We start from the raw sequence: 22,736 nt of genomic DNA, 5'->3' as shown, positions 1-22,736 counted from the left end.
ATATGGGAGGCTGCTATGATTCATTTAAGCTACACTATCAAATGCTGGACATTGGGCGTTGCTTTTTTTGTCGGCTTTTACTTTATGGTGCTGCTAAGTGATCCCAGTTTTAGCAAATATGTCTATATACTGGCCCTGAGTACCGTACTTTTTCCCATTGCCAAACGGGCCGTCGATGCGATGATGAATTTTTTTGCCCCAAACACTGAGCTGTTTAATGGTTTGTTACCTTCATTGCTGATTAATATCTTGATCTGGATATTTACCCCATTTATCGTAGCACTCGCAGTCATTGCCTTTATTTTGCATAGTATGGGCGTACTGACAGAGAATATCGGTCATTAGCCAATCGTAGTGATGGGGATGTCCGTTATGCCGACCTACCCATCACCTTGCATCGCTAAACCCTCAAGCTTTACCTCTCGAGATAAATGATAACCAAAAATTTTTGTTCAATTATGCATAATGTAATAAATATTCATATTATTTATGGCACATCAGCTTGATTAGGTTTTAAAAGCTATTATCCTACCCAGTTTTTTGTCTAAACCTCATAGATTCGAGAGTAGCTAGCCATATCAAAGGTAGGATAATCAGCGCAGACCCTACCAACAAAGTCATATTTGGTACTTCATTAAACCATATGATTCCAACCCCCACCGCTCCTATTAAACCTGAGTATTCCGCACTAGAGACTTTGTACGCTTCAATGTGTCGATACACCTGTACGCATATACCTGCATAAATCAAAATGAATATATTTGAACTGGCGGCCGCAATCAATGAGCGCCAATCAAATGGCTGTCCTTCCCAAATAGCCAAACCAAGCGCGAATGGAATTCCTAATAAATTGGTCAAAAGTAGCGTTTGATAGACAGTATGATGTTGTGGAAGTTTCCGAACTAACAGATTGTTTAGCGCCATGGTTACCGCCACTATAAGGGCAAACACCGCCCCTAAATTGATCTGTTTCGGTTGTACAATAACGAGGATACCAGCAAAACCTAACATAGAGGCTGCGATAGTCGGAAAGTTTAATCTGTCTTTATAAAATAAAAAACCCAGTGGTAATACAAATAAAGGGGCGGCATAAAAAATAGCATTCGCAGTCGCAAGAGGCAGTGCTTGAAGAGACAGTACCATGAATATCACACCCAATAACCACACGTGACTACGAACAAAGTGCCATTTTATATTACTGAATAACTTGTTCTTTTTATTAATTAAGGAAAATGGCAACAGCATTAAAACCGCTGTGCATTGACGAAACAGGATAAATTGATATACCGCCGTCTCAGAGGGCAAGGCCTTTATCAAGGCGTCTGAGAAGACTGCAATGATATTTCCTAGTACCAATAGCGTCATGGCAAATGCAACACTCATCTTTGGCATTCTTAGCCTCCTCACCCTACTCTAAATTCAGAAACTGTTAAAACCCCCATGGGTTTATGCTGATTTAACGATCTGTCAGGCAGTATATTCAAGTAAGAGTATGATGTATAATGATATAAAACATATTTAGTATTAACTGAGGTAATAATGGATTTACCACCGCTGCGTGCATTACAGTGCTTCGAGTCCGTTGCACGGCTTAACAGCTTTTCAAAAGCAGCACAAAGCCTCAATGTGACACAAAGTGCAGTCAGTCACCAAATACGCATCCTTGAGGAGTATCTTGGGGAAGTAATGTTTTACAGGCAAGGCCGGACTTTTTCATTGACAGAGGTTGGTGAGTGTTATTTCACAGATGTGAGTCGCGCATTGGGTATTCTTTCAGATAGTAGTCAGATTATTAAACATGGAAAACCTGGGCATATACGCTTAGCTCTGTACAGTTCAGTCGCAGTGAATTGGTTGATTCCTCGACTAGAAGACTTCTATAGACAGTATCCAGAAATAGAACTTACTTTAGACATGGTTAATCATCCCTCTGATTATAATGAGCAAAGGGCCGATTGTTATATCACCGTCGATCCTCCTCCACATGCTTTCATCAGTAAGTTTTTATTTGCTGAAACTTTATATCCTGTTTGTGGTCAAAAGCTTTGGAAGAAAATAAGAGATAAACCCCTTCCTGACGCATTGTGGCGGCATCCAATATTGTCTGTGAGATATGCAGATACGAGCGAGAATACAGCGGAGGATTGGCTGCGATGGTGTAAGGCAGGCGGATTTGAATTACCAAGCGATATAAAGATAAATCATTTTAGTCATGTACTATTAGCGATAGAAGCCGCACGGTACAATCTGGGTATTACTCTTACCAATAATTATATGATGCAGGATGATGCTTATAAACAAAATCTCGTTAGAGTTCCAATGCATGAATTTCTAACAGGGGATAACTTTTACTTCGTTTGTAAGGAATTAAGGAATAATCAGGATGATATTATTAAATTAAGCGAATGGCTGGAATCCCAATGTAATTAAAAAAGGGGCTGTCCTAAATAAGCAATAGCAGATAGAAACCATCCCAAAGATGTGACTCATCATAGTGCTCGAGGGGTTCAGTACTTATCCATTCGCTATACTTCTAGGATGACGGATTCTGGCGTGATTGCCTCTGTTGGTACAACAGGCGACTCTTATGACAACGCATTGGCTGAAACGGTCAATGGACTGCATAAGTCTGAGGTGATCGAGTATCTACAACAGCAATAGCACGGTATGAAAGACGTTGAACTAGCAACCTTTGAGTGGGTAGATTGGTTTAATAAAAAAAGACTATAGTTAGCTGAATGTAAAACTGTTATGGATTTAAACGCGCTACTGGTATAAATTTTACTTGCGTGCTGCGTTCCCAGAGGCTGCGCAAAATTCATCCCAGTAGCGCTATGACATTTTTAGAGTGTATTGACTATATTTGACACCGTTTGCCAAAGATTTAGCCATTTTTAGCCCATTTAGTCATAAACGCTTGAATTAGGGACACGCCCTAGACCATATTTACATTTACGAGTTATGCTGAAGTGAATAATGAGCTCTTTACCGTATTCATTGTTTGCGAAAATCATTCGGTGATATCACAAACCTCGATTTAAATACCTGACTAAAGTAGCTTGGTTGATACCCGCACATACTGGCAACACTTTTAATGCTTAAATCAGGGCGACAGCGCAGTAGCTGGCAAGACTGTTCTAAACGATATTCTGTTAAATATTCATGAATACCAAGCCCTGTCTTATCTTTAAAGCCTTTTTTTAAATAACACTCATTTAAGGCCACTCGGCTAGCCAAACTAGTAATGGTCAGCTCGGTATGAAATTCATTTTGAATAATATTAATGGCCTGCTGTATCTTCTTTGCTATCATAACATCTTGCTGCTGGTAATGACTTCGATTGATTTGATCTGGTATTTCTAGCAGCATCGCCAGCCAAGACAGCGCTTTTGCCTGTATGCGCATGCAGTCACTGAGCGTTTCACTGCGTGGCATGCGACATATCTGCCAGCCTAGCTCTCTTAAGCTGGTCGGCACTTGTATCCGAGTCACAACCTGCTTACAACTGCCATCCACCAAATGCAATAGCCAACTGGGCAATGGCTGCTGCTCATGTAATGCCCACAGATATTCAGGACGAAACTTCAAGCTAGTATAATAGCTAGGTTTATTCAGCGCATCGTGCTTTTGTTCAGGGTAATGATAACCATTGGTCACATTCATTTGCTCATGATATAAATGCGGAAACGCAATCTGTTTATCTGTCTTGTTCACATCTGCAAACGCAAAGCACACCCCCACATAGCCATCGCTATTCATTTCTGGATACACAATTGGGGTCGCTGTTTGCATTTGCTCTCGCACCAGAGTAAACCCATCGGCTATCTGATAACTCTCCTGATACGCTTTGACAGGCTCTGCCTGCTCCCCACCTATCAGCTCGCGTATGTGCATACTTCCTAACTCATGGTCTTGCCATGGCAGTGCCTCAATCGCCACACTCATATGACTGCTCCTCTGACCTCTATCCATCTCAAACTGTCTTAAATATCACTTTTCAGTTAATCCACTCATCTCACCAAAACATCAACCCAGCATAAAAGCACGGCATCAAACTCTGACAACAAACACAGTCATCTTTTGATGAGCTGGTCTTTCACTGACGAAAATGTATACCTACAATTTTTTGACTCGCTGCTTTAACTTGCCATTATTCCTGATTTTGATAGCAATTCTTTCCTGATTGTGACACAAATCTTCACAAAATTATATGATAATCATTCTCATTAAATTGACTGTATATTTTTGAGGTTTGACCATGCTTGCTCTTCGCACCCCACTTTCTTTTGCTGTAAAAACACTCATGTTCGGCTCATTGGCTACGCTAAGCACCGTTGCCTTTTCAGCATCAGACAGCACAGATCTAAGCAATGATAATATACCAACCACCACTCTAGACACCATCACCGTCACCGCCAGCTCTGGCGGTGTGACACCGACGGTCAATCAGCAAATCATAGAAAAAAGCACCATTCTCGACATGAAAGACGTGTTAAAAGACCAACCCAGCCTCTCCGTCAGTGGTGGCAACGGTGTCGCACAGCAGCTATACATTCGTAATATGGGAGAAAACGAGCTGACCTTTAGCGTGGACAATGTCAGTACCAGTGCGCAAGTATTTCACCATCAATCTCGCTTTATGTTTGATCCCGCCTTGCTTAAATCCATCAACATTGAAAAAGGCACAGGCGCAGCCAGCTCGGGTATTGGTGTTACTGCTGGAGCCATTCGTATGACAACAGTAAACGCCAATGACATGCTAAAATCTGGTAAAGATGTTGGCTCAATGATTGGTGGCGGCTATAGCAGCAATGAAGGCTGGAACGGGGTGACAGCCGCTTATGGACGCAGCTCAAACGGTGCAGTTGATGGCATCATCATGGGCAACATCGTTCATAATGACAATTACGAAGATGGCGATGGCAACGAAGTGCCCTATACCGAAATAGACCAAGAAGGCTATTTGGCAAAACTTGGCTGGAACATCAACCCAGACAACCGCCTTGAGCTGAGTCATCGCCGTGAGCAAATGAGCGGTGACATCGGCTTTCGCCCCAATCTTATCGGCACCTTCGGCGACCAGACCATTTTTGATACCGAAACCACGCAAGACACCACCAACCTAGCCTATCAAGGCTATGACATTGGTGGTATCTACGCTCTTGATATCGATGCCAATGCTTTTTATAGCAAGACCGATGACGAGCGTAAACAAATCGACAATCTTTCTGCCCGCATTCCAGACCCGCTAAACTCTGAAGCAGAAACCACAGGGGCAAATCTGTCCGTCACCTACCCAGTGACAGATGCGCACAGACTGGTCACTGGTATCAACTATCGAGACAGCAAAATCAGCGCAGATGCCTATACAGTTGGCACTGGCGAAGAAGAAAAGGAAGAATACGGTGTATTTGCTGAAATGCGCTGGGACTTTGACCCCATCTTGCTGATCACAGGCGTACGCTACGACCATTACGACATCACCAACAACACCGAGCAAAACCTAAGCGATGGCATGGTCAGCCCCAGCATTGCTGCCACTTGGTTTGTAAATAACAACTTATCTCTTAACGCCAGCTGGTCTCAAGCCATCCAATCTCCAAAGCTTTATGAATCTCTAATTCTGGCATTGGCCAATGGCGACCAACACAGCTTTGCCGATGACTTAGAAGCTGGTAAAGCGCAAAACGCAGAAATCGGTATTGAATGGATGGGGGACAATGGCTTTATGGCAGGCGCAAGCGTCTTTGACCAACGTTTTAAAGACTACATCAACACCTACGACACCGTACAAGCCAACCAAGGCGAACTCAAAAACCAAGGCTACGAGCTCAACCTAGGCTACCAAAACAACGGCATCAAAGCCTATCTTGGTATGTCGCACAATGACCCTGAGTTAAATGGCGAATATTACGGCTATGCCCTCGACGTTATTCCAACGGGTGACAAATATGTTGCGTCGGTTTCTTATCAGTTTGACGACCCCCAGCTTGAGATTGGTGTCAAACATCGTCACATGGATGAATACCAATACCGTGAAGCGGGCGAAACTGAAGACCGCACCATGCCAAAATATTGGGTCACCGATGTCTTCGCCAACTGGCAACCTTTCAACAATGACAGCCTGAGCCTCAACGCTGGCATCAACAACATTGCAGATAAAATGTATTACAACCAAAGCAACTTCCGCTCCACGCGCTTTACCGACTTAACCAACTGGAATGCCGAGCGTGGTCGCGAATACCGTGTGGGTATTAATTATAAGTTCTAATACCATAACGTTTTAAGGCATGTCATCAAGATTGGTTATGTGTCGCCTTTTGAGTTTGAAAGACGATACTATGATAGTCTTACTGAGTCAGATAAAGCTGTCTGACTCAAGTAATCCACTCTACGATATATCGGGGCGGTTCAGGTTTTTATAAAGTAAAAAGTAAAAGGCTGGATTAGCGCTTGCTAGTCCAGCCTTTTTTATTGTTTAAAAAACAAATAGGGTTTATTTTTAATGGGTTCCAGTTGAACATAACTTGAATAACTTGAGAGGCCTGCGCACTTCAAATTTTTTTGCAAAATACTGCACTAAATTTGATAGAATCATACTCTAACTTTAGGAGATGGTATGCAACAACTGAGACGTTTCGAAGATTATCTACAGGAGAGACCTGAGCCTACTGGCATAGATGTGATTTGTGGTCTGAAACACTTCTCCATCATCACTTATGCGGTGCCAGTTGAGAGATTCGCTGGTATGATTCCTGATAGATTTGCAATTGACATCGTATCGATAAATGGTGAAGACAAAGGGCTTATATCTGTTGTGCCTTTTATCGACGTTGACTTTACCTCAGCCGTTTATCCTTTCCCAAAGTTTACTATGCCGCAGACCAACTACCGCATTTATATTATAGACAAACAAACTGGCGAGCGCTGCGTCTGGTTTTTAGGTACGACTTTGGATTCATGGACATTGGCCGTGCCTAGATATGTATGGCAGCTACCATGGCACTCAGCTAAGGTGAGTTTTGATTGTCACTTTGATGACGCAACAAAGCTATATACTAAGTATGTCATGAATGCTCAATCAGACTGGGCAGCGGCTTCGGTGTCTCTGCAACAAACAGGAGAGGAGGTATTATCGTTTGCAGGTTTTCCTAATGTTGAGTCAGCCCTTATTTATATTACTCACCCACTAGCAGGTTTTTATCATCGTAGAGATGGTAAGCTCGGCACTTATCGTGTCTGGCATAAACGGCTTGAAGTAAAACCTGCCACCTTAATTTCGGCAAATTTTAAACTGTTATCAGATTTTGGTATTGTTCCAAATTCCGAGCAAAACAAACCTTACAGTGTATTGGTTGAGCCCCTAAATGAGTTCACAATATATCTACCCCCAAAGGTCCTAGACTAAGTAATTTGGCGAATAAAATACATTCATAAGGTTTAGTATAAAGTAGCCGCTCGCATAGGGTGCCCCTCACCCACCCTACTCACTATCCTTTATTTAACAGTTTATCAACCCACCTTATCCCACATTTTACTCAAACGCTTAGGTGACACCGCCATACGAGTTTTCATCGGTTGGGCAAACAGTTGAATGCGATACTCCTCGACCATCCAGCGATATTCACTGATGGCCGCATCGCTGGCACGGTTTGCCAGTCGCTCCATATGCACATCGAGCGCATAAACACCGTCGAGATCAGCCTCGAGGTTGTGCTCCAGACGTTCGATACGAATCTCTAGCGCCTCAAGATAGCGCGGATACTGCTGCCACTGACTGTAATCCATCCGATAAACAAAATCAGACAAATGCAAGTCCTCAAGCTGGTCTTCGATATCATCGATAGACTCGCCAAATATCTCCCGATCCAGCATGAGTAAGCTCTGACGAATACGTTGCCAGCGCGTATAGACGTTTTTGAGGGTTTTGATGACACTCTGACCCGTCAATAAAAAATTGCTAACCACAGCCTCGAGCGTCTTTGCATACTCCTCCGTGGTAAAGGGTAGCTCTTCGCTCAGTTCAACTGCCTCATCGTCGGCGCTCTCAGGCAAATCCTCACTATGATCAAATAAGACATAATGCTCCTCAAGCGTGGCATCAAGTGTCGCATCAATCACAATGGTCTTTAGGGCTTCCATATCACCCAGCGGGGCAAAGGCCAATTTAAATATCTTATCGATTTGACTGGTCAGCTGCTTTCTTTTGGCACCCAGCTTGCCTTTGATCAAAGTCAAGACCCCGATACGATGCGCCTGCAGTGCGGCATTGACATCGGTGTATTGATGAATCGATACCGCCTCACCCGCCTCATCTGCGACCAAGGCAGCAAATTGCTTCATCACTACGCCTGCGCTATGATGGTTTTTACTAAAGGCAAAATGCTCAGGGAAGTCCGTGTGTGCGCCTTGCTGCTCATTGACCGCTTGACGGGTCTCTTGAGCATGACGAATCTGTAGCGTTTGTAGGTCGCGTCCTTTTTCGATGATGCGGTTTTTGTCATCGACCACACAGATTTGTGGCTGCAAATAACGATCAATGCTGGCCGGATTAAAGCTCGCTTCGCTCACCGACATAATGCCGCGGCGGTGTAGCGCTTGACACAGCTGCTTGAGCAGCCCCTGTCCGCCCTCGGGCTGTAGCTCATCAAAGAGACTGTCTGCCGTGTCAGGAATCGGTACGATCTGCCGGCGGATGTCTTTTGGTAATGACTTTAACAGTTGTAACACCAGCTCATAGCGCCAACCGGGCACGCCCCACAGCAGCTCAATAGCATCAAGCTGCGGCAATGCGACAAGCGGCACGCGAATGGTCACGCCATCGTCATCGCTTGATGGATCAAAGACATAACGTAGCGGCAGCTTTAAATCACCCAGCTTCCACACTTCTGGGAAGTCGCCTGTGGTCGGCGCTTGACTGTTGAGCACGTCATCATCGGTAAAAAACAGATATTTACTATCATTTTTTTCTACCTCAGCGCGCCAGTCCTCAAAGGCTTTACGACTAGCGACATGCTCAGGGGTTTTTTTGTCATAAAACTGATACAGCGCCTCTTCGTCGACAAGTAAATCGCGGCGACGCAATTTGTCTTCGATACGCTCAACATGGGCGATTTTGTCCATATTGTGCTGCAAAAACGGCGCTTGCCGACCCAAATTACCCGTTACTAAACCGTCACGGATAAATATCTCCCGCGACTCTGCCAAATTGACCTGCTCATAGTTGGTCAGCTGCTTACTAACAATAATCAGCCCAAATAAACTAATCTGCGCGTAAGCTTTAACGCGGCCTGTCTTTTTGGACCAATGCGGCTCAAAATAATGGTACTTCAGTAAGTTGCCCGCCGCGGAGATGATCCACTCAGGTTCAATCTTGGCAACAGTACGCATAAACACTTGCGAGGTCTCAACCATCTCAAAGGCCATGACCCAAGGCGGTACTTGTTTAAACACAGTACTGGCTGGGAATATTTTGGCTTTTTGCTGGCGTGCTGCTAAGTACTCACCGCGATTTTCTGTCTTATGCGCGATGGTCGACAGCAGCCCCGTCAATAGTGCGCGATGCAGATTGGCATATTTGACCGCTTTGACTTCCTCATCTTCCACACTGGTAGGGTCACTACTACCCGTCCCTTTTTTACCGCCTTTATCATCTGCAAGATTAAGATCCGTGACCATCTGCAGCAACTGCCGATGAGTCTGACTCCATTCACGCACGCGCGGGAAGCTCAGATAATGTTTTTTGGCAAACTGTTTGCGCTGATTACCAGATAATTTATTGCCGTCTTCGCCTTTTTCAAACAGCGCTTTCCATAGACTTAAATAAAACAAAAAGTCAGAGTCATCTTGACGAAACTCAGCATGCTTTTGATCCGCTTGCTGGCGTTTATTGGCGGGGCGCTCGCGCGGATCTTGTACGGCAAGAGCGGCGACAACAATGAGCATCTCACGGATACAATCAAAGTCGCTACCTGCCACCAGCATACGCGCCAGCCTTGGATCGATAGGCATACGCGCCATCTTTTGCCCGATACGGGTCAGACGCAGATGGTCCAAAGTTTGTTTGCGTTTGGGTAGGTTAGCTTTGTCGTTTTTGGCGGTAATCGCGCCAAGCTCGTCAAGCAATTTATGACCATCAGTCACCAAACGGCTATCGGGCGGCTCGATAAATTCAAAATTCTCAACGCTACCTAAACGCAGGTTGGCCATCTGCAAAATAACGGATGCAAGGTTGGTCCGTAGTATCTCAGGCTCGGTAAACTCTGGACGACCGCTAAAGTCCTCTTCACTATACAGACGAATACAAACGCCCGGCGCGACACGGCCACAGCGACCTTTACGCTGATTGGCAGCCGCTTGCGAGATGGCTTCGATCGGCAGGCGCTGTACGCGCGAGCGATACGAATAACGCGAAATCCGCGCAAACCCTAAGTCAATCACGTAGCGAATGCCGGGTACGGTCAGTGCAGTCTCAGCGACGTTGGTAGCAATCACAATACGCCTACCGCGACCTGACGGCTGAAAGATACGCTGCTGCTCTTCATAAGTTTGACGTGCAAACAGCGGTAGCACTTCAGTATGCTTAGGTCCATGACGAACCAGTACATCTTGCAGCTCACGAATCTCTGCTTCTGTCGCCGCAAATATCAAGATATCTGCTTGGTCGGCATGACCTTTATTTTGCGCATCGCTAAAGCACTCTTCGACAGCAGCTACCACTGCGCGCGGTAGATTTTCTTCAAAATCATCGTAGCTGTCGTCATCTGAGCTACCCACTGGCTCATCGGTCAGCGGGCGATAACGTACCTCAACAGGGTAACTGCGGCCTTCAACATTAAAAATCGGCGCAGGGACATTACGCTTGAGCTTACTATCATAACGGCTAAAGTATTCACTAAAACGCTTGGTATCAAGGGTTGCTGAGGTAATAATGACTTTTAAATCAGGGCGTTTGGGTAGCAGTTTTTTTAGATAGCCCATGATAAAGTCAATGTTTAGACTACGCTCATGCGCCTCATCGATGATGATAGTATCGTATTTACTTAAAAACCGATCATGACCGAGTTCGGCCAATAAGATACCATCGGTCATCAGCTTCACGACCGATTTCGCTGATCCTTGCTCATTAAAGCGAATCTTAAAGCTAACGGTATGACCAAGCTGCTCGCCAAGCTCCTCGGCGATACGGTTGGCCACACTACGTGCTGCGAGCCTACGCGGTTGGGTATGCCCTATTTGCCCCGTGATGCCGCGACCTGCCAGCATCGCAAGCTTCGGCAATTGCGTGGTTTTACCAGACCCTGTCTCACCTGCGACGATGATGACTTGGTGGTCGATGATGGCTTGCACGATGTCATCAGCGCGCTGACTGACAGGCAAATCTAGGTTTAAGGTGGCTGGCAAATTGTCTGGGATACTATCGATACGCGCTTGCACCGCTTGCTGTGAGCGGGTTTTTATTTTTTCGTATTGCGCCCGTTTTTTGCTCAGGATGTCTGCCGCTTTAGGCGAGTCATTTTTGTGAGCGTTGCTACTGGCTGCTTTGTTTTTGGTCACAGCGGCTCGTGCCAGCTCGCGCTCCAAACGCCCAAGGTAGTAGCTGTCTTTGGCAAGGACGGGTAGATCAGAAGTATCGACTTGACTCATCGTACCGGTAGCGGCCTGCGCTGCTGTACTTTTGACATCTAATTGAGAGGTGGTGTTTGTTTGCGGTTTAGTTTGTTGCGATTTTTCAGTTTGATTCGGCATATTTGCTTAGGCTATTTATTATTTAAAAGTGCTTAGATTATGAGGGTTATGCAGGTACGATTCAAGCGGCTTGTCGTACTTGCCTAGCCTTCAGAATAACTTACTCAATCTGCCGATTATTGATACTATAGTTAGCTGAATGTAAAATTGTTATGAATTTAAACGCGCTACTGGTATAAATTTTACTTGCGTGCTGCGTTCCCAGAGGCTGCGCAAAATTCATCCCAGTAGCGCTATGACACTTTTAGAGTGTATCGACTATATGTTGAGGTGAAAAACAAAAACCCGATGTCCAATAGTCATGGAAACATCGGGTTTTGTCTGTATTGGTATGTCTTAGTCGGACATATTTGAGGCTATATTAAGAAAAAATACGCCCACAATCCAACAACGACGGTGGCAATGATGTTGAGTATTACCCCTGTGCGGACCATCTCAGATTGTTTGATCAACCCAGTACCAAAGACAATGGCGTTTGGCGGTGTCGCAACAGGTAGCATAAAGGCACAAGATGCGCCAATACCGATGACCAGCACCAGCACCTCATGCGGCAGACCCATTTGCTCAGCAATTGCTGCAAATACTGGCACCAGCAGCGCAGCTGACGCGGTGTTTGAGGCAAACTCAGTCAAAAAGATAATAAAGGCTGACACCGCAATCATCACCAAGATCAGCGGCGCAGAAGACAGCGCACTTGCCACCGTCTCACCCAGCACCAATGATGCGCCCGATACTTTTAAGATCGTCGATAGCGCAATACCGCCACCAAACAGCATGAGCACGCCCCAATCGGTATTGTCCGAGACTTGCTTCCATGATACCAGACCCAGACTGACTACCGCGGCGGCCGCTGACAAAGCAATGACAGCATCGGTATCAGTGATATCGAGCGCTGCACCAATTTTTTTAGAAAATATCCAGCTAAAGGCAGTGATAATAAAGACGATAATCGTCACAACTCGCGGCTTATTCCACGCGATTGGCGCTTCATCGAGTACAGTGATTGTGCGGTTGAGGTTGGGTTTTAAAAACACATACATCGCCCCCAAGAGCAGCGGCAACAACACTACCATCATGGGCACACCAAACTTCATCCAATCTACAAAGGCGATGTTGAGCGCTTTTGCCGCAATAGCATTAGGCGGCGAGCCCACGATAGTACCCAAGCCCCCAAGGCTAGCTGAGTATGCGATACCCAGCAGCACAAAAACAAAAGTACCGCGGTCTTTTTCGCGATCCACTTGCGTGAGAATACCCAGCGCCAGTGGCAGCATCATCGCCGCTGTAGCAGTATTAGATATCCACATCGACAAAAACGCGGTCACGGCAAATATCAAAAACACCGCCGTACTCAGCTTACCACCTGACATTGATAAGATCTTTAGGGCGATTTTTTTGTCTAGCTGTTGTACATGTAAGGCGGCCGCCAGTGCAAAACCACCAAAAAACAAATAAATAGTCGGACTGGCAAAGCTTTGTAGGCCAATCTTGGCATCAAACTCAGGTATGCCAACCAGCGCCCCGACCACTACGACCAGCAAGGCGGTGATAGTCACGTGTACCGCCTCTGTCAACCACAGCACACCGATAAAAAACAGCACCGCAAGGCCTTTATTGGCATTGACTTCAAAGGGCAAAACGTTATAGATAATCATAGCGATAATGGCGGCGATGGCGACCACTATCAGCCCTTTACCCGTCCCCTTCGGAAAGGTATCGGTAAATAAATACTCATTGCCATCATCAGGAAGATGGCTGTCTAGTTTTTGCTTTGACATAAAATGTCCTTATTGATCCAAAGACGGTGTAAAAAAGACCCTAAAGATAAACCAAAGAGAGAGTATGAATTGTGATAACTGGCGGGTTATCAGCAAAAAACAGGCTATCATCATAGCAGATATATCGTAAAAAACGCGCCTGACAAAGCACTTGATTGACCTGTATCAATGTTCGTTTATAAGAATGCTTTAAACTCAACTACTTATCTAAGCAACATTTTTCGTCATCGATGGCGCTGCTAGCAAATACCGTTTTGCCAAGTAGCAAGGATCATGCGCTTTAGTTATGAGTCTTTAGTTACAAACCGCCAGTTACACATCGTCACTAAACACGCATACACACTATATGTACAACTCAACAATGCTCTTTCATACTAGGCCATGTCCTCAATCAAATTGACAATAACTATTAGGAGCATTTCATGACAGACGACAATAAAACAAACTCGACCACAAAAATGGCTCGTAAAGACATCAATCAAGATGGCCTTGACAAAAAAGACCAGCAGCGTACCGACGACTCTGCTCTAGACATGATGCAAGGCATGCATGAACACGAAGATCATAACGAAGAAAGCGATAAGTAATTCGCTGGTTTTTCAAATATGTTTAATATGTTTCTAGTTTTAATATAAGCGCATTGCCACTGACAATGCGCCATTTATGTATTGTTTGCTATAAGCGCTCATTGGAATGATGAGCGCTTTCTTTTATGAGCACGTGTCCTAGACTTTTTTTTAAGATACGCTCTTTTTTAGTTTATCTTTATTTTAATTATCTTTTCTCCGGCAAGCGGTCTGAGACATAGTTATAAATAAACGCCGCGCTAAGTACGATGCTAATGGGTGCAAACAGCGCATCATAACCGACCTTTGCAAATAAAAACGCCCCAAGCGCACTACCACCACAGAAGCAGTACCAGATAATCGCTTGAAACCCTAAGGTAGGCTTGCTGATGGCACGACCTGCCAGCCAGTTTCCGATGGCCGCACCCATATCTGAGGTAAGACCTGTCAAATGAGTCGTGCGAATGACTGCCCCACTATAAGTCGCTACCATGGCATTTTGTAAACCGCAGGCCATCGCTGCCGCCAGCTGCCCTAAGTAGTCATGCTGCTGATATAGCCAATAACTGAGCAGCAGTAGTGCCGCCTCGATATATAACGCGCGGCCATAACGTCGCCCAAGCTTTAGGGACGTCTGCCCGATCACATAACCGCTTAATATCGCACCTGCCAAAAATGACAGTAGCAGCGCCCCGATATACAAGATACTACGAGCATCCATGTAAGCGATTGCAGCGGCAAACAGACTCACATTACCCGTGACGTGCGAGACAGAAAGACGCGCAAAGCCCATCAGCGCCGCTGTATTGACGCAGCCGGCACTAAACGCTAAAATCGCGCCGCCCCATAATATCCACTTTGGTAGTTTGGTGATCATATTTGTCGTTTCATGGCCTAGGGCCAAAAAGCCTTTATTATAACCAAAAAAGACAGCCCCTAGGCTGCCTTGTCTTTGCTAAATAATATCACTGAATATGTCAGATCACGCACTTATCTTGAGCGGCTACTTTGACTCATCAGCCATCATTAGCTGCTCGCTGATGGCCACGGTATTGAACCCAGCATCCACAAACATAATCTCACCGGTGATACCTGAAGCCCATGGTGATAGCAAGAACAACGCTGCGTTACCGACCTCTGTTTGGGTGATATTGCGTTGTAGCGGCGCTATCTTTTCGCTGATATCAAGCATTTTTCTAAAAGATTTGATGCCGCTGGCGGCCAGCGTACGGATAGGTCCTGCTGATATAGCGTTGACACGAATGCCTTCACCACCCATCGATGTCGCTAGATAACGCACACTGGCCTCCAAGCTTGCCTTGGCCATCCCCATGACATTATAGTTTGGCAATACTGAGATACTACCTTCATAAGTCAGTGTCAGCATCGAGCCATGACGCATGGCCAGCAGCGACCGCGCCTCTTTGGCCAATGCTACAAAACTGTAGCTTGAGATATCGTGCGCGATTTGACTGCCCTCACGAGTGGTGGCGCTAACAAAATCGCCATCGAGCTGATCCATTGGCGCAAAGCCAATAGCATGTACGACGCCATCGATACCATCACCCCAATGTGTGGTGATTTGCTCAAAGCAAGCGGCGATAGAGTCATCTGAGGCGACATCACACTCTAACACCAAGTCTGCCTCAAATGCTTCGGCTGCCATATCTACCCGTTTTTTGATTTTCTCATTTGGATAAGTCAAAATCAATGAAGCGCCTTCACGGTGCAACGCTTCTGCGATCGCCCATGCGATAGAGAGTTTACTTGCGATGCCAGTTACGACAAATCGTTGTCCTTGCAGTAGCATAATATTTCCTTTTGAATCGTTCGAGAGTATAAATGCTCATTATAAGTATGATAAAAAGATGACTCATTATACACGAATTGATTTAAGTAAACAGTCGTAAACTGTACTTACTGATACAGATGCTGGTATCCTCTATGTTATGGTGATGCCTGATGTCGATAAAACGCGCAACTCTGGCCACAGCAGTATGAAGTTAAGCCTTTTTCAAGTATAATCACAGCCCTTCCCAGCTTGCACAATTTTTATAAAAATCCCTTACAACCCTTGCTCGTAATCGAGTGCTTGTAACTGAGGATTTAGCGTTAAGCTACACCCACATTTTGGATGGCTGCCAAACTTATGAGTAATACCCCCATCATCACTCCAGATTATAAAGAAAATATCGACTCTTATCGTCAATTGATTGACTCAACTGGCGAAGACTTAAATCGCCCAGGCTTACTAGACACGCCTGCGCGAGCAGCAAAGGCGTTTTCTTATTTGACGCAAGGCTATCATCAAAGCTTAGAAGAAGTCGTCAATGACGCGGTATTTCCATCGACCAATCGCGAGCTTGTATTGGTGCAAAACATCGAGTTTTACTCGCTATGTGAGCATCATATGCTACCGTTTCATGGCGTGGCGCATATCGGTTATTTACCAAATGGTCATGTATTGGGTCTGTCAAAGTTTGCGCGCATCGTCGATATGTTTGCTCGCCGCTTGCAGATCCAAGAAAACCTAAGCGAGCAAGTCGCCCAAACCATCATGGATGTGACAGGGTGTCGCGGGGTAGCTGTGGTAATGGATGCTTCGCATATGTGCATGATGATGCGCGGCGTCAACAAACAACAGTCAACCACTCGTAGTACCGCCATGCTGGGTGAGTATCTTCACGACAATCAAGCACGTAATGAATTTTTGGACGCGGTGCCCAAGCGTCGGCCGGCGTTTTAATGTCGCAAGCAATCAAGCCTAACATCTAAACCCAGATAAACGCCCAAACAAAACCCAAAAAGGATACTGCGTTCAGTATCCTTTTTTGTCACTTTTCGTCAGCCTTAGACGCTGCTGCATCTGAGCGATCCAGTCACCGTGCCAGCCTGTGCTTTAAACAAGAGCGCCCTAAGCGACCGCATTCGCCGTCTTGGCAGCAGCACTATGCTGTTCACTGGCGTGTTTGATCCTTGTTAAGATGTCTTTGATTTCGGCAGGTGACAGATAGGTCGGCACCGCATAAGTATCACTGACTTCTTTTGCCGCCGCTTTTGCGATGTCATCAAAATCACTGCTTTGCATGCCTCTTACCGCTGGGTCGATGTGTAAGCTAGCAATCAAGTCGCGCACTTGCGCGATTAGATGATCGGCGATCTCAGCATCACTATTACCAGCGTTGCCTTGCCTGATCATTCCTGTCTGCTTGGCCAGCTTGGCCAGTCTTTTTTTGCTTGCTTGACGATTGACGTCTAACACATAAGGCAAGACGATGGCATTGGCACGACCATGAGGAATACCATAATACGCGCCTAGCTGGTGCGCGATGGCATGGACATAGCCAAGACCCGCTTTGTTAAAGGCGATACCGCCATAATGTGCAGCTATCCCCATCTCTTCGCGAGCCTGCAGGTCTTCCCCATTTTCATAGGCGATTGGCAGATACTGCATCACCGCTTTGGTGGCAGAAGCGGCATAATAATCAGTCTCAACACTGGCGTTAGCACTCATCCATGCCTCCAAGGCATGCGTCAATACATCGATACCGGTATCCGCAGTGATATGCTTAGGCATCCCTTTCATAATCACAGGATCGATAGCGGCTGCTAGGGGTACCATTCTGGGGTCAATCGACAGCGCTTTTTGGTGAGTGTTGTCATCAGACACCACCGCGCCTAGGGTCGCCTCTGAACCAGTACCAGCAGTGGTAGGAATACAATAAAGCGGTACAGAGGGCTTTTTGGCTTTTAAAAGTCCGATTAATTGCTCAGGCTGGCATTTATTACCTTGGGCCATGGCGATCATTTTGGCCGCATCGATGACCGAACCGCCGCCGATGGCAATGATCGAATCGCACTTGGCGGCGACAGATTGGCGCAATCCTTCTTTGACCACAGCAAACGTTGGGTCTGGCGTGATACCATCATAGATATGGTAGCGGATATTTTTTTCATCCAGATAGTCGGTGACTTTAGCAGGGATGCCCAGCTTATTAAGCACAGCATCTGTGACGATAAAGACATGAGCGTTGCCTTCATTTATCAGCATATCGCACAGCTCCTCACATGAGGTCTCACCGACAAACAACATCGGTCTTCTAATCGGCACAACATAAGAAAACGCTTTTAGCACTTTGGCGCGAGTCTTGGCGACCGCCAGATAGCCTGCATGCTGTAAACCATTGGTATTGATCAACTGAGAGAGACGACTTGGGTGTTTCATGGGTACAAAAATCCTTTTTTATGATGTCTTTAAACCATGCCAGATACCCTATCACTGCTGTATCAAGCAAACGACTGTTTAAATTTATTGTACCACTGCCGTTTTTGTGATGTCGCACTTACTGTGAACTGCCTTGTTCTACTTTTCACATTGTTCTGCTTTTTACGTTGTCATATTGTCACACCATCACGGCCAAACCTGTCGCAAACGCGCTTAGTCGCTATCCTTAGCCAGCCAGTGCTCGTTGTCTCGTCCAAAAAACCAAATCATCACTATAGGTGCCAAAATAATTAGCCAAATACCATAAAAGGTCAAAAATCCCGATAAGTCATGCTCACTTAAACGGCTATAAAAACCATGAGCCGCCGCTACGGCAATGGCATAGACCAAGTCAAACAATAGCTCAAACGTGGTCAAAGGCCTGTTTGGCTCATTCATTGGTATCAAGCGCTCGAATGGGTTTTATTTTGAGCCTACTTATCATCTATGGTGTTCCAGATTTTATAAATTCGTATAGTTATTTTATCCTGACTGCTTAGACTAAAGCATACTCGCTTGCAATAATTGCTTGGCATACGGATGCTTTGGATTATCAAAAATAGCGTCGGTCACTCCAGACTCGATGCACGTGCCTTCTTTTAGTACCATAATATGCTGGCATAAAGCGCGCACAACCTTTAGATCGTGACTGATAAACACACAACTGATGTGCAATTTTTCCTGAATTTCCCGTAGCAAGTTGACCACCGTGACCTGCGTGGTGCTATCAAGTGCGGACGTCGGCTCATCAAGTATCAATAAACTTGGCTGCATCACAAGCGCACGAGCAAGCGCCACTCGCTGACGCTGACCGCCTGATAGCTCATGCGGATAACGCTGGGCAAACTCAGCAGGCAGGTGCACGGTTGCCAGACTATCCATCACCGCCTGCTGACGGGCGACCTTAGACACGCCTTGTACCAACAGCCCTTCTTCAACTATCTGCATCACCGTCATACGCGGATTGATACTGGCAAAGGGGTCTTGAAATACCATCTGAATCTGCGAGCGGAATTTTCGCAGCTCACTCCTAGACAGTACCGCGATATCTTGGCCGTTCACCACAATCTGACCCCTGATGCGTGCTTGATGACTCAGTAATTGGCTCAGCGCCAAGGCAATGGTGGTTTTGCCAGAGCCGGACTCGCCAACGATGCCGAGCGCCTGCCCTTTTTGCAGCGTCATATCGACGTTTTTTACTGCATCAAACCAGCGCTTGACGCCGCCAAACAGACTTTTTTCAATCGAAAACTGTACTTGTAAATGACTGACTTGCAATACGGTTGGCCGCTGACTTTGATTGTCATCAAATAGATCTAATGCTTGCCCAAAATCTTGCTCGATAAGGGTGCGAGTATAGTCAGCTGCTGGCTGATTAAACACCTCGGCAGTTTTCCCCTGCTCAATCGTTTGACCTTGGCGCATGACGATAACGTTCTCGCTATAGCGTTTGACCAAATTAAGATCATGGCTGATGAGTATCATCGCCATCTGATGCTGCTGCTTGAGCTTATCTAGCAGCTCAAGAATCTCATGCTGCAGAGTGACATCCAGCGCGGTGGTCGGCTCATCAGCGATTAAGATATCAGGCTGCTGCGCCAATGCCATGGCGATCATTACCCGCTGGCGTTGGCCACCGGACAGCTCATGTGGATAGCGATGCAGCTTGTCAGCAGGGTCAGTAATATTGACATCACTTAGCAAGGTGATGCTCCTGTCTCGCCATTGCTTTTTGGGTACGCCGCTTAGACGCAACGACTCGGCGATTTGCTTGGCAACCGTATGTAATGGGTTCAACGCTGTCATCGGCTCTTGAAACACCATAGCAATGCGCTGACCACGGATAGCGCGCAGCGCTGCATCACGTGTTTTATGATTGCTTATCGGCAATGTTGTCATTGTTGTCATTTTTTCCGCGTCTGCCAACTGCACTTCACCAGTAACGCTCAAGCTATTTGGCAGCAAGCCCAACAGTGCAAGACTGGCGATCGACTTACCAGAGCCTGACTCGCCGACGATAGCCAATGTCTCCCCTTGTCGCAGCTCGTACGTTAGCTTATCGACCAAAACGATATCTGCGTCAGTGACGATACTAAGTTTATCTACTACCAGCATGAGCTTGTTTTGTGTATTGCTATGATTGTCACCCAAAAGGCTGCTTTGCTCAGTAGTAGTTATCATATTGGCATTTATCATCTTATCAGTTGTCATTTTAGGAGCGCCTCGGATCAAAGGCATCACGCAATGCTTCGCCAATAAAGATGAGCAAGGATAAGATAAAAGTCAGACTAAAAAATCCTGATAGTGCTAGCCAAGGCGCATCAAGGTTGTTTTTGCCTTGTACCATCAGCTCACCAAGTGACGGCGAGCCAGGCGGTAAGCCATACCCTAGAAAATCTAGCGCGGTTAAGGCAATGATATTGGCCGTTAGGATAAACGGCAACTGCGATAAGCTAGAGGCCAAGGCATTGGGCAAGATGTGCCTCATCATAATGCGGCTGTCCGACACCCCAAGGTTACGAGCAGCGCGGACATAATCAAAGTTACGCGCCCGCAAAAACTCGGCGCGTACCAAACCGACCAATCCCATCCAGCCAAATAGCAGCATCATGGCAAACAGCATAAAGATGCTGGGACTAAACAAGCTGACCAAAATAATAATCATAAACAGCTGCGGCATCCCGCCCCACACTTCCATAAAGCGCTGCCCTGCCAAATCTACCCAGCCACCGTAATAGCCTTGTATGGCACCGACAATAATACCAATCATCGCCCCTGCCAGCGTCAAAGCGATACCAAATAACAAAGACACCCGCATGCCATAAAGTATGCGCGCCAGCACATCACGACCCAAATCATCCGTACCCAGCCAGTTTTGGCTATTGGGCGGCGCAGGATAAGGCAGACCCAGCGCAACATTTGGCGTCTGATCGGCAAAAGGAATGGGCGGCATCACATAAAAGCCTTGCTCATTAATCAGCGTTTGCACCGCAGGGTCTTTATAATTGGTTTCGGTCTCAAACACACCGCCAAACGTCGTCTCAGGATAGGCCTTTAGCACAGGAAAATAGTAATCGCCTTGATACTGCACCAGTAGCGGCTTGTCATTGGCAATCACGTTGGCTGCCATACAAAGGACAAATATTAGGGCAAAAATAGCGAGCGATACGACCCCTAGACGATTGCGACGAAAGCGGTTTAGGCGTGCTTGCCAAATAGGATTTAGGCGGCGTTTTTTTGTCATCGTCATAGACGGACTTGCAGGCGCTGAAGGTAATGGTTGACTTGACATTAGCGACCCTCAAAATCAATACGCGGATCAATGAGGTGATAACTTAAATCACTGATGAGCTGTAATAGTAGACCAACTAAGGTAAAGATAAACAGCGTGCCAAATATCACTGGATAATCACGCTGCTGAATGGCCTCAAAGCCAAGCAGTCCTAAACCATCGAGTTTAAAGATGATTTCAATAAGAAAATTACCAGCAAAGAAAATCCCAACGATGGCCGCGGGGATACCAGCGATAATAATCAGCATCGCGTTACGAAACACATGACCGTACAGTACTTGACGCGCGCCTATGCCTTTGGCGCGTGCGGTGAGGACATATTGCTTACCCAGCTCTTCTAAAAAGCTAAACTTGGTCAAATAAGTCAAGCCGGCAAAACCGCCAACGGTACTTGCTAATAGCGGCAGTGCCAAATGCCAAAAGTAGTCTTTCACTTTACCCAAGGTACTTAACTGATCAAAATTCTCGGAGGTCAGTCCCTGCAGCGGAAAGATATTCCAGTAGCTGCCACCCGCAAAAAACACCAACAGTATGACGGCAAACACAAACACAGGTATCGCATGGCCAATGGCGAGCAGCATAGCAGTGGCTTTATCAATCCCCGAGCCGTGATGCATGGCTTTGTAGATACCAAGTGGGATGGCAATCATATATATCAGCAGCGTACTCCACAGCCCAAGCGAGATAGAGACTGGCAGCTTTTCTATAATCAGATCGGTCACCGTCTGGCCCTTAAAAAACGACTCGCCAAAATCTAACTGGGCGTAGTTCTTTAGCATCAGCCAAAAGCGCTCAGGCGCTGACTTATCAAAGCCGTATTGCGCATTGATTGCGGCCACCATCTCCTCAGATAGGCCGCGCGTGCCTTGGTAGTTACTATCATTGCCGCCTGCACTACCCGCGCCGATACTGCCGCCGAGCGCATTGTCTTTTGCGCCTTGCTCAATCAATGCCAGCTGCTGCTCCACAGGACCGCCTGGCGCCGCTTGTACAATCACAAAGTTCGCCAACAATATCAAAAATAGCGTCGGTAATATCAGCAGCAATCTTTTTAAGATATAACGACCCATATGTCAGCTTCCTAAAAT

Annotated in this window: 17 protein-coding genes and 1 pseudogene; 7 read left to right on the top strand and 11 right to left on the bottom strand. The window is 46.2% G+C overall.

All coding sequences use genetic code 11. The features are described from left to right. Positions 1–15 precede the first annotated feature (15 nt). Positions 16–345, top strand: coding sequence for a hypothetical protein (locus ACNFVB_RS06895; protein WP_430736981.1), 330 nt, complete (start codon positions 16–18; stop codon positions 343–345). Positions 346–528: 183 nt separating this feature from the next. On the opposite strand, the gene ACNFVB_RS06890 is transcribed toward ACNFVB_RS06895, so the two are convergent. Next, positions 529–1,392: a DMT family transporter gene (locus tag ACNFVB_RS06890; protein ID WP_430736980.1), complete on the bottom strand. Its 864-nt coding sequence runs from the start codon at positions 1,390–1,392 to the stop codon at positions 529–531. A gap of 147 nt (positions 1,393–1,539) precedes the next feature. Between ACNFVB_RS06890 and ACNFVB_RS06885 the strand changes: the two genes are divergently transcribed. Beyond that, a complete protein-coding gene (locus ACNFVB_RS06885) occupies positions 1,540–2,430 on the top strand; it encodes a LysR substrate-binding domain-containing protein (RefSeq protein WP_430736979.1) in 891 nt (296 codons plus the stop codon). A gap of 21 nt (positions 2,431–2,451) precedes the next feature. After that, positions 2,452–2,727: pseudogene (locus tag ACNFVB_RS06880) on the top strand (IS3 family transposase); the annotation flags it as partial. Between the two features lie 267 nt (positions 2,728–2,994). Here ACNFVB_RS06880 and ACNFVB_RS06875 read toward each other — a convergent pair. Then, positions 2,995–3,945 (bottom strand): helix-turn-helix transcriptional regulator, encoded by a 951-nt coding sequence (locus tag ACNFVB_RS06875; protein ID WP_430736978.1) that lies wholly within the window; start codon positions 3,943–3,945, stop codon positions 2,995–2,997. A gap of 313 nt (positions 3,946–4,258) precedes the next feature. Here ACNFVB_RS06875 and ACNFVB_RS06870 point away from each other — a divergent pair, with 313 nt between their 5' ends. Further along, complete coding sequence (locus tag ACNFVB_RS06870; RefSeq protein ID WP_430736977.1) at positions 4,259–6,271, top strand: TonB-dependent receptor; 2,013 nt, start codon at positions 4,259–4,261, stop codon at positions 6,269–6,271. Positions 6,272–6,619: 348 nt separating this feature from the next. Continuing rightward, the gene (locus ACNFVB_RS06865) at positions 6,620–7,408 is read left to right on the top strand and encodes a DUF2071 domain-containing protein (protein WP_430736976.1); all 789 of its coding nucleotides are present in this window, start codon (positions 6,620–6,622) and stop codon (positions 7,406–7,408) included. Positions 7,409–7,512: 104 nt separating this feature from the next. Here ACNFVB_RS06865 and hrpA read toward each other — a convergent pair whose 3' ends face one another. Continuing rightward, complete coding sequence (gene hrpA, locus ACNFVB_RS06860; RefSeq protein ID WP_430738485.1) at positions 7,513–11,646, bottom strand: ATP-dependent RNA helicase HrpA; 4,134 nt, start codon at positions 11,644–11,646, stop codon at positions 7,513–7,515. Positions 11,647–12,104: 458 nt separating this feature from the next. Further along, on the bottom strand, positions 12,105–13,526 hold the full coding sequence (locus ACNFVB_RS06855) for an SLC13 family permease (RefSeq protein WP_430736975.1): 1,422 nt from the start codon (positions 13,524–13,526) through the stop codon (positions 12,105–12,107). Between the two features lie 422 nt (positions 13,527–13,948). Here ACNFVB_RS06855 and ACNFVB_RS06850 point away from each other — a divergent pair, with 422 nt between their 5' ends. Beyond that, positions 13,949–14,113 carry a hypothetical protein gene (locus ACNFVB_RS06850; RefSeq protein ID WP_178377924.1) on the top strand — a complete coding sequence of 55 codons (165 nt, stop codon included), beginning with the start codon at positions 13,949–13,951 and terminating at the stop codon, positions 14,111–14,113. Positions 14,114–14,300: 187 nt separating this feature from the next. Here the strand turns inward: ACNFVB_RS06850 and ACNFVB_RS06845 are convergent, their stop codons facing one another. Together ACNFVB_RS06845 and ACNFVB_RS06840 are read right to left on the bottom strand one after the other, a co-directional pair. Beyond that, on the bottom strand, positions 14,301–14,969 hold the full coding sequence (locus ACNFVB_RS06845) for a YoaK family protein (protein WP_430736974.1): 669 nt from the start codon (positions 14,967–14,969) through the stop codon (positions 14,301–14,303). Between the two features lie 126 nt (positions 14,970–15,095). Further along, positions 15,096–15,902, bottom strand: coding sequence for an enoyl-ACP reductase FabI (locus tag ACNFVB_RS06840; protein ID WP_105245706.1), 807 nt, complete (start codon positions 15,900–15,902; stop codon positions 15,096–15,098). Positions 15,903–16,241: 339 nt separating this feature from the next. Here ACNFVB_RS06840 and folE point away from each other — a divergent pair, with 339 nt between their 5' ends. Further along, on the top strand, positions 16,242–16,838 hold the full coding sequence (gene folE / locus ACNFVB_RS06835) for a GTP cyclohydrolase I FolE (RefSeq protein ID WP_172953095.1): 597 nt from the start codon (positions 16,242–16,244) through the stop codon (positions 16,836–16,838). A 168-nt stretch (positions 16,839–17,006) separates the two neighbouring features. On the opposite strand, the gene ACNFVB_RS06830 is transcribed toward folE, so the two are convergent. The 5 genes from ACNFVB_RS06830 to yejB form a co-directional block, all read right to left on the bottom strand. Further along, the gene (locus ACNFVB_RS06830) at positions 17,007–18,317 is read right to left on the bottom strand and encodes an iron-containing alcohol dehydrogenase (RefSeq protein ID WP_430736973.1); all 1,311 of its coding nucleotides are present in this window, start codon (positions 18,315–18,317) and stop codon (positions 17,007–17,009) included. Positions 18,318–18,530: 213 nt separating this feature from the next. After that, positions 18,531–18,755 carry a hypothetical protein gene (locus tag ACNFVB_RS06825; protein WP_430736972.1) on the bottom strand — a complete coding sequence of 75 codons (225 nt, stop codon included), beginning with the start codon at positions 18,753–18,755 and terminating at the stop codon, positions 18,531–18,533. 102 nt (positions 18,756–18,857) lie between these two features. Then, the gene (locus ACNFVB_RS06820; protein ID WP_430738484.1) at positions 18,858–20,552 is read right to left on the bottom strand and encodes an ABC transporter ATP-binding protein; all 1,695 of its coding nucleotides are present in this window, start codon (positions 20,550–20,552) and stop codon (positions 18,858–18,860) included. A 16-nt stretch (positions 20,553–20,568) separates the two neighbouring features. After that, complete coding sequence (locus ACNFVB_RS06815) at positions 20,569–21,600, bottom strand: ABC transporter permease (protein WP_430738483.1); 1,032 nt, start codon at positions 21,598–21,600, stop codon at positions 20,569–20,571. A gap of 47 nt (positions 21,601–21,647) precedes the next feature. Beyond that, entirely contained in the window at positions 21,648–22,718 is a 1,071-nt protein-coding gene (yejB, locus tag ACNFVB_RS06810) for a microcin C ABC transporter permease YejB (RefSeq protein ID WP_430736971.1), read from the bottom strand. Positions 22,719–22,736 lie beyond the last annotated feature (18 nt).

This window comes from Psychrobacter sp. VH5 (genome assembly GCF_050572635.1).
GTDB lineage: Bacteria > Pseudomonadota > Gammaproteobacteria > Pseudomonadales > Moraxellaceae > Psychrobacter > Psychrobacter celer.
The sequence above is the reverse complement of the archived record's forward strand: the minus strand, read 5'-3'. Positions and strand labels throughout refer to the sequence as shown.

Bases quoted from the DNA above. Each gene is read 5' to 3' on its own strand.
- ACNFVB_RS06850 (WP_178377924.1), top strand. From the start codon at position 13,949: ATGACAGACGACAATAAAACAAACTCGACCACAAAAATGGCTCGTAAA.
- ACNFVB_RS06895 (WP_430736981.1), top strand. From the start codon at position 16: ATGATTCATTTAAGCTACACTATCAAATGCTGGACATTGGGCGTTGCT.
- yejB (WP_430736971.1), bottom strand. From the start codon at position 22,718: ATGGGTCGTTATATCTTAAAAAGATTGCTGCTGATATTACCGACGCTA.
- ACNFVB_RS06820 (WP_430738484.1), bottom strand. From the start codon at position 20,552: ATGATAAATGCCAATATGATAACTACTACTGAGCAAAGCAGCCTTTTG.
- ACNFVB_RS06865 (WP_430736976.1), top strand. From the start codon at position 6,620: ATGCAACAACTGAGACGTTTCGAAGATTATCTACAGGAGAGACCTGAG.
- ACNFVB_RS06830 (WP_430736973.1), bottom strand. From the start codon at position 18,317: ATGAAACACCCAAGTCGTCTCTCTCAGTTGATCAATACCAATGGTTTA.
- hrpA (WP_430738485.1), bottom strand. From the start codon at position 11,646: ATGAGTCAAGTCGATACTTCTGATCTACCCGTCCTTGCCAAAGACAGC.
- ACNFVB_RS06845 (WP_430736974.1), bottom strand. From the start codon at position 14,969: ATGATCACCAAACTACCAAAGTGGATATTATGGGGCGGCGCGATTTTA.
- folE (WP_172953095.1), top strand. From the start codon at position 16,242: ATGAGTAATACCCCCATCATCACTCCAGATTATAAAGAAAATATCGAC.
- ACNFVB_RS06875 (WP_430736978.1), bottom strand. From the start codon at position 3,945: ATGAGTGTGGCGATTGAGGCACTGCCATGGCAAGACCATGAGTTAGGA.
- ACNFVB_RS06855 (WP_430736975.1), bottom strand. From the start codon at position 13,526: ATGTCAAAGCAAAAACTAGACAGCCATCTTCCTGATGATGGCAATGAG.
- ACNFVB_RS06890 (WP_430736980.1), bottom strand. From the start codon at position 1,392: ATGCCAAAGATGAGTGTTGCATTTGCCATGACGCTATTGGTACTAGGA.
- ACNFVB_RS06825 (WP_430736972.1), bottom strand. From the start codon at position 18,755: ATGAATGAGCCAAACAGGCCTTTGACCACGTTTGAGCTATTGTTTGAC.
- ACNFVB_RS06870 (WP_430736977.1), top strand. From the start codon at position 4,259: ATGCTTGCTCTTCGCACCCCACTTTCTTTTGCTGTAAAAACACTCATG.
- ACNFVB_RS06815 (WP_430738483.1), bottom strand. From the start codon at position 21,600: ATGACAAAAAAACGCCGCCTAAATCCTATTTGGCAAGCACGCCTAAAC.
- ACNFVB_RS06840 (WP_105245706.1), bottom strand. From the start codon at position 15,902: ATGCTACTGCAAGGACAACGATTTGTCGTAACTGGCATCGCAAGTAAA.
- ACNFVB_RS06885 (WP_430736979.1), top strand. From the start codon at position 1,540: ATGGATTTACCACCGCTGCGTGCATTACAGTGCTTCGAGTCCGTTGCA.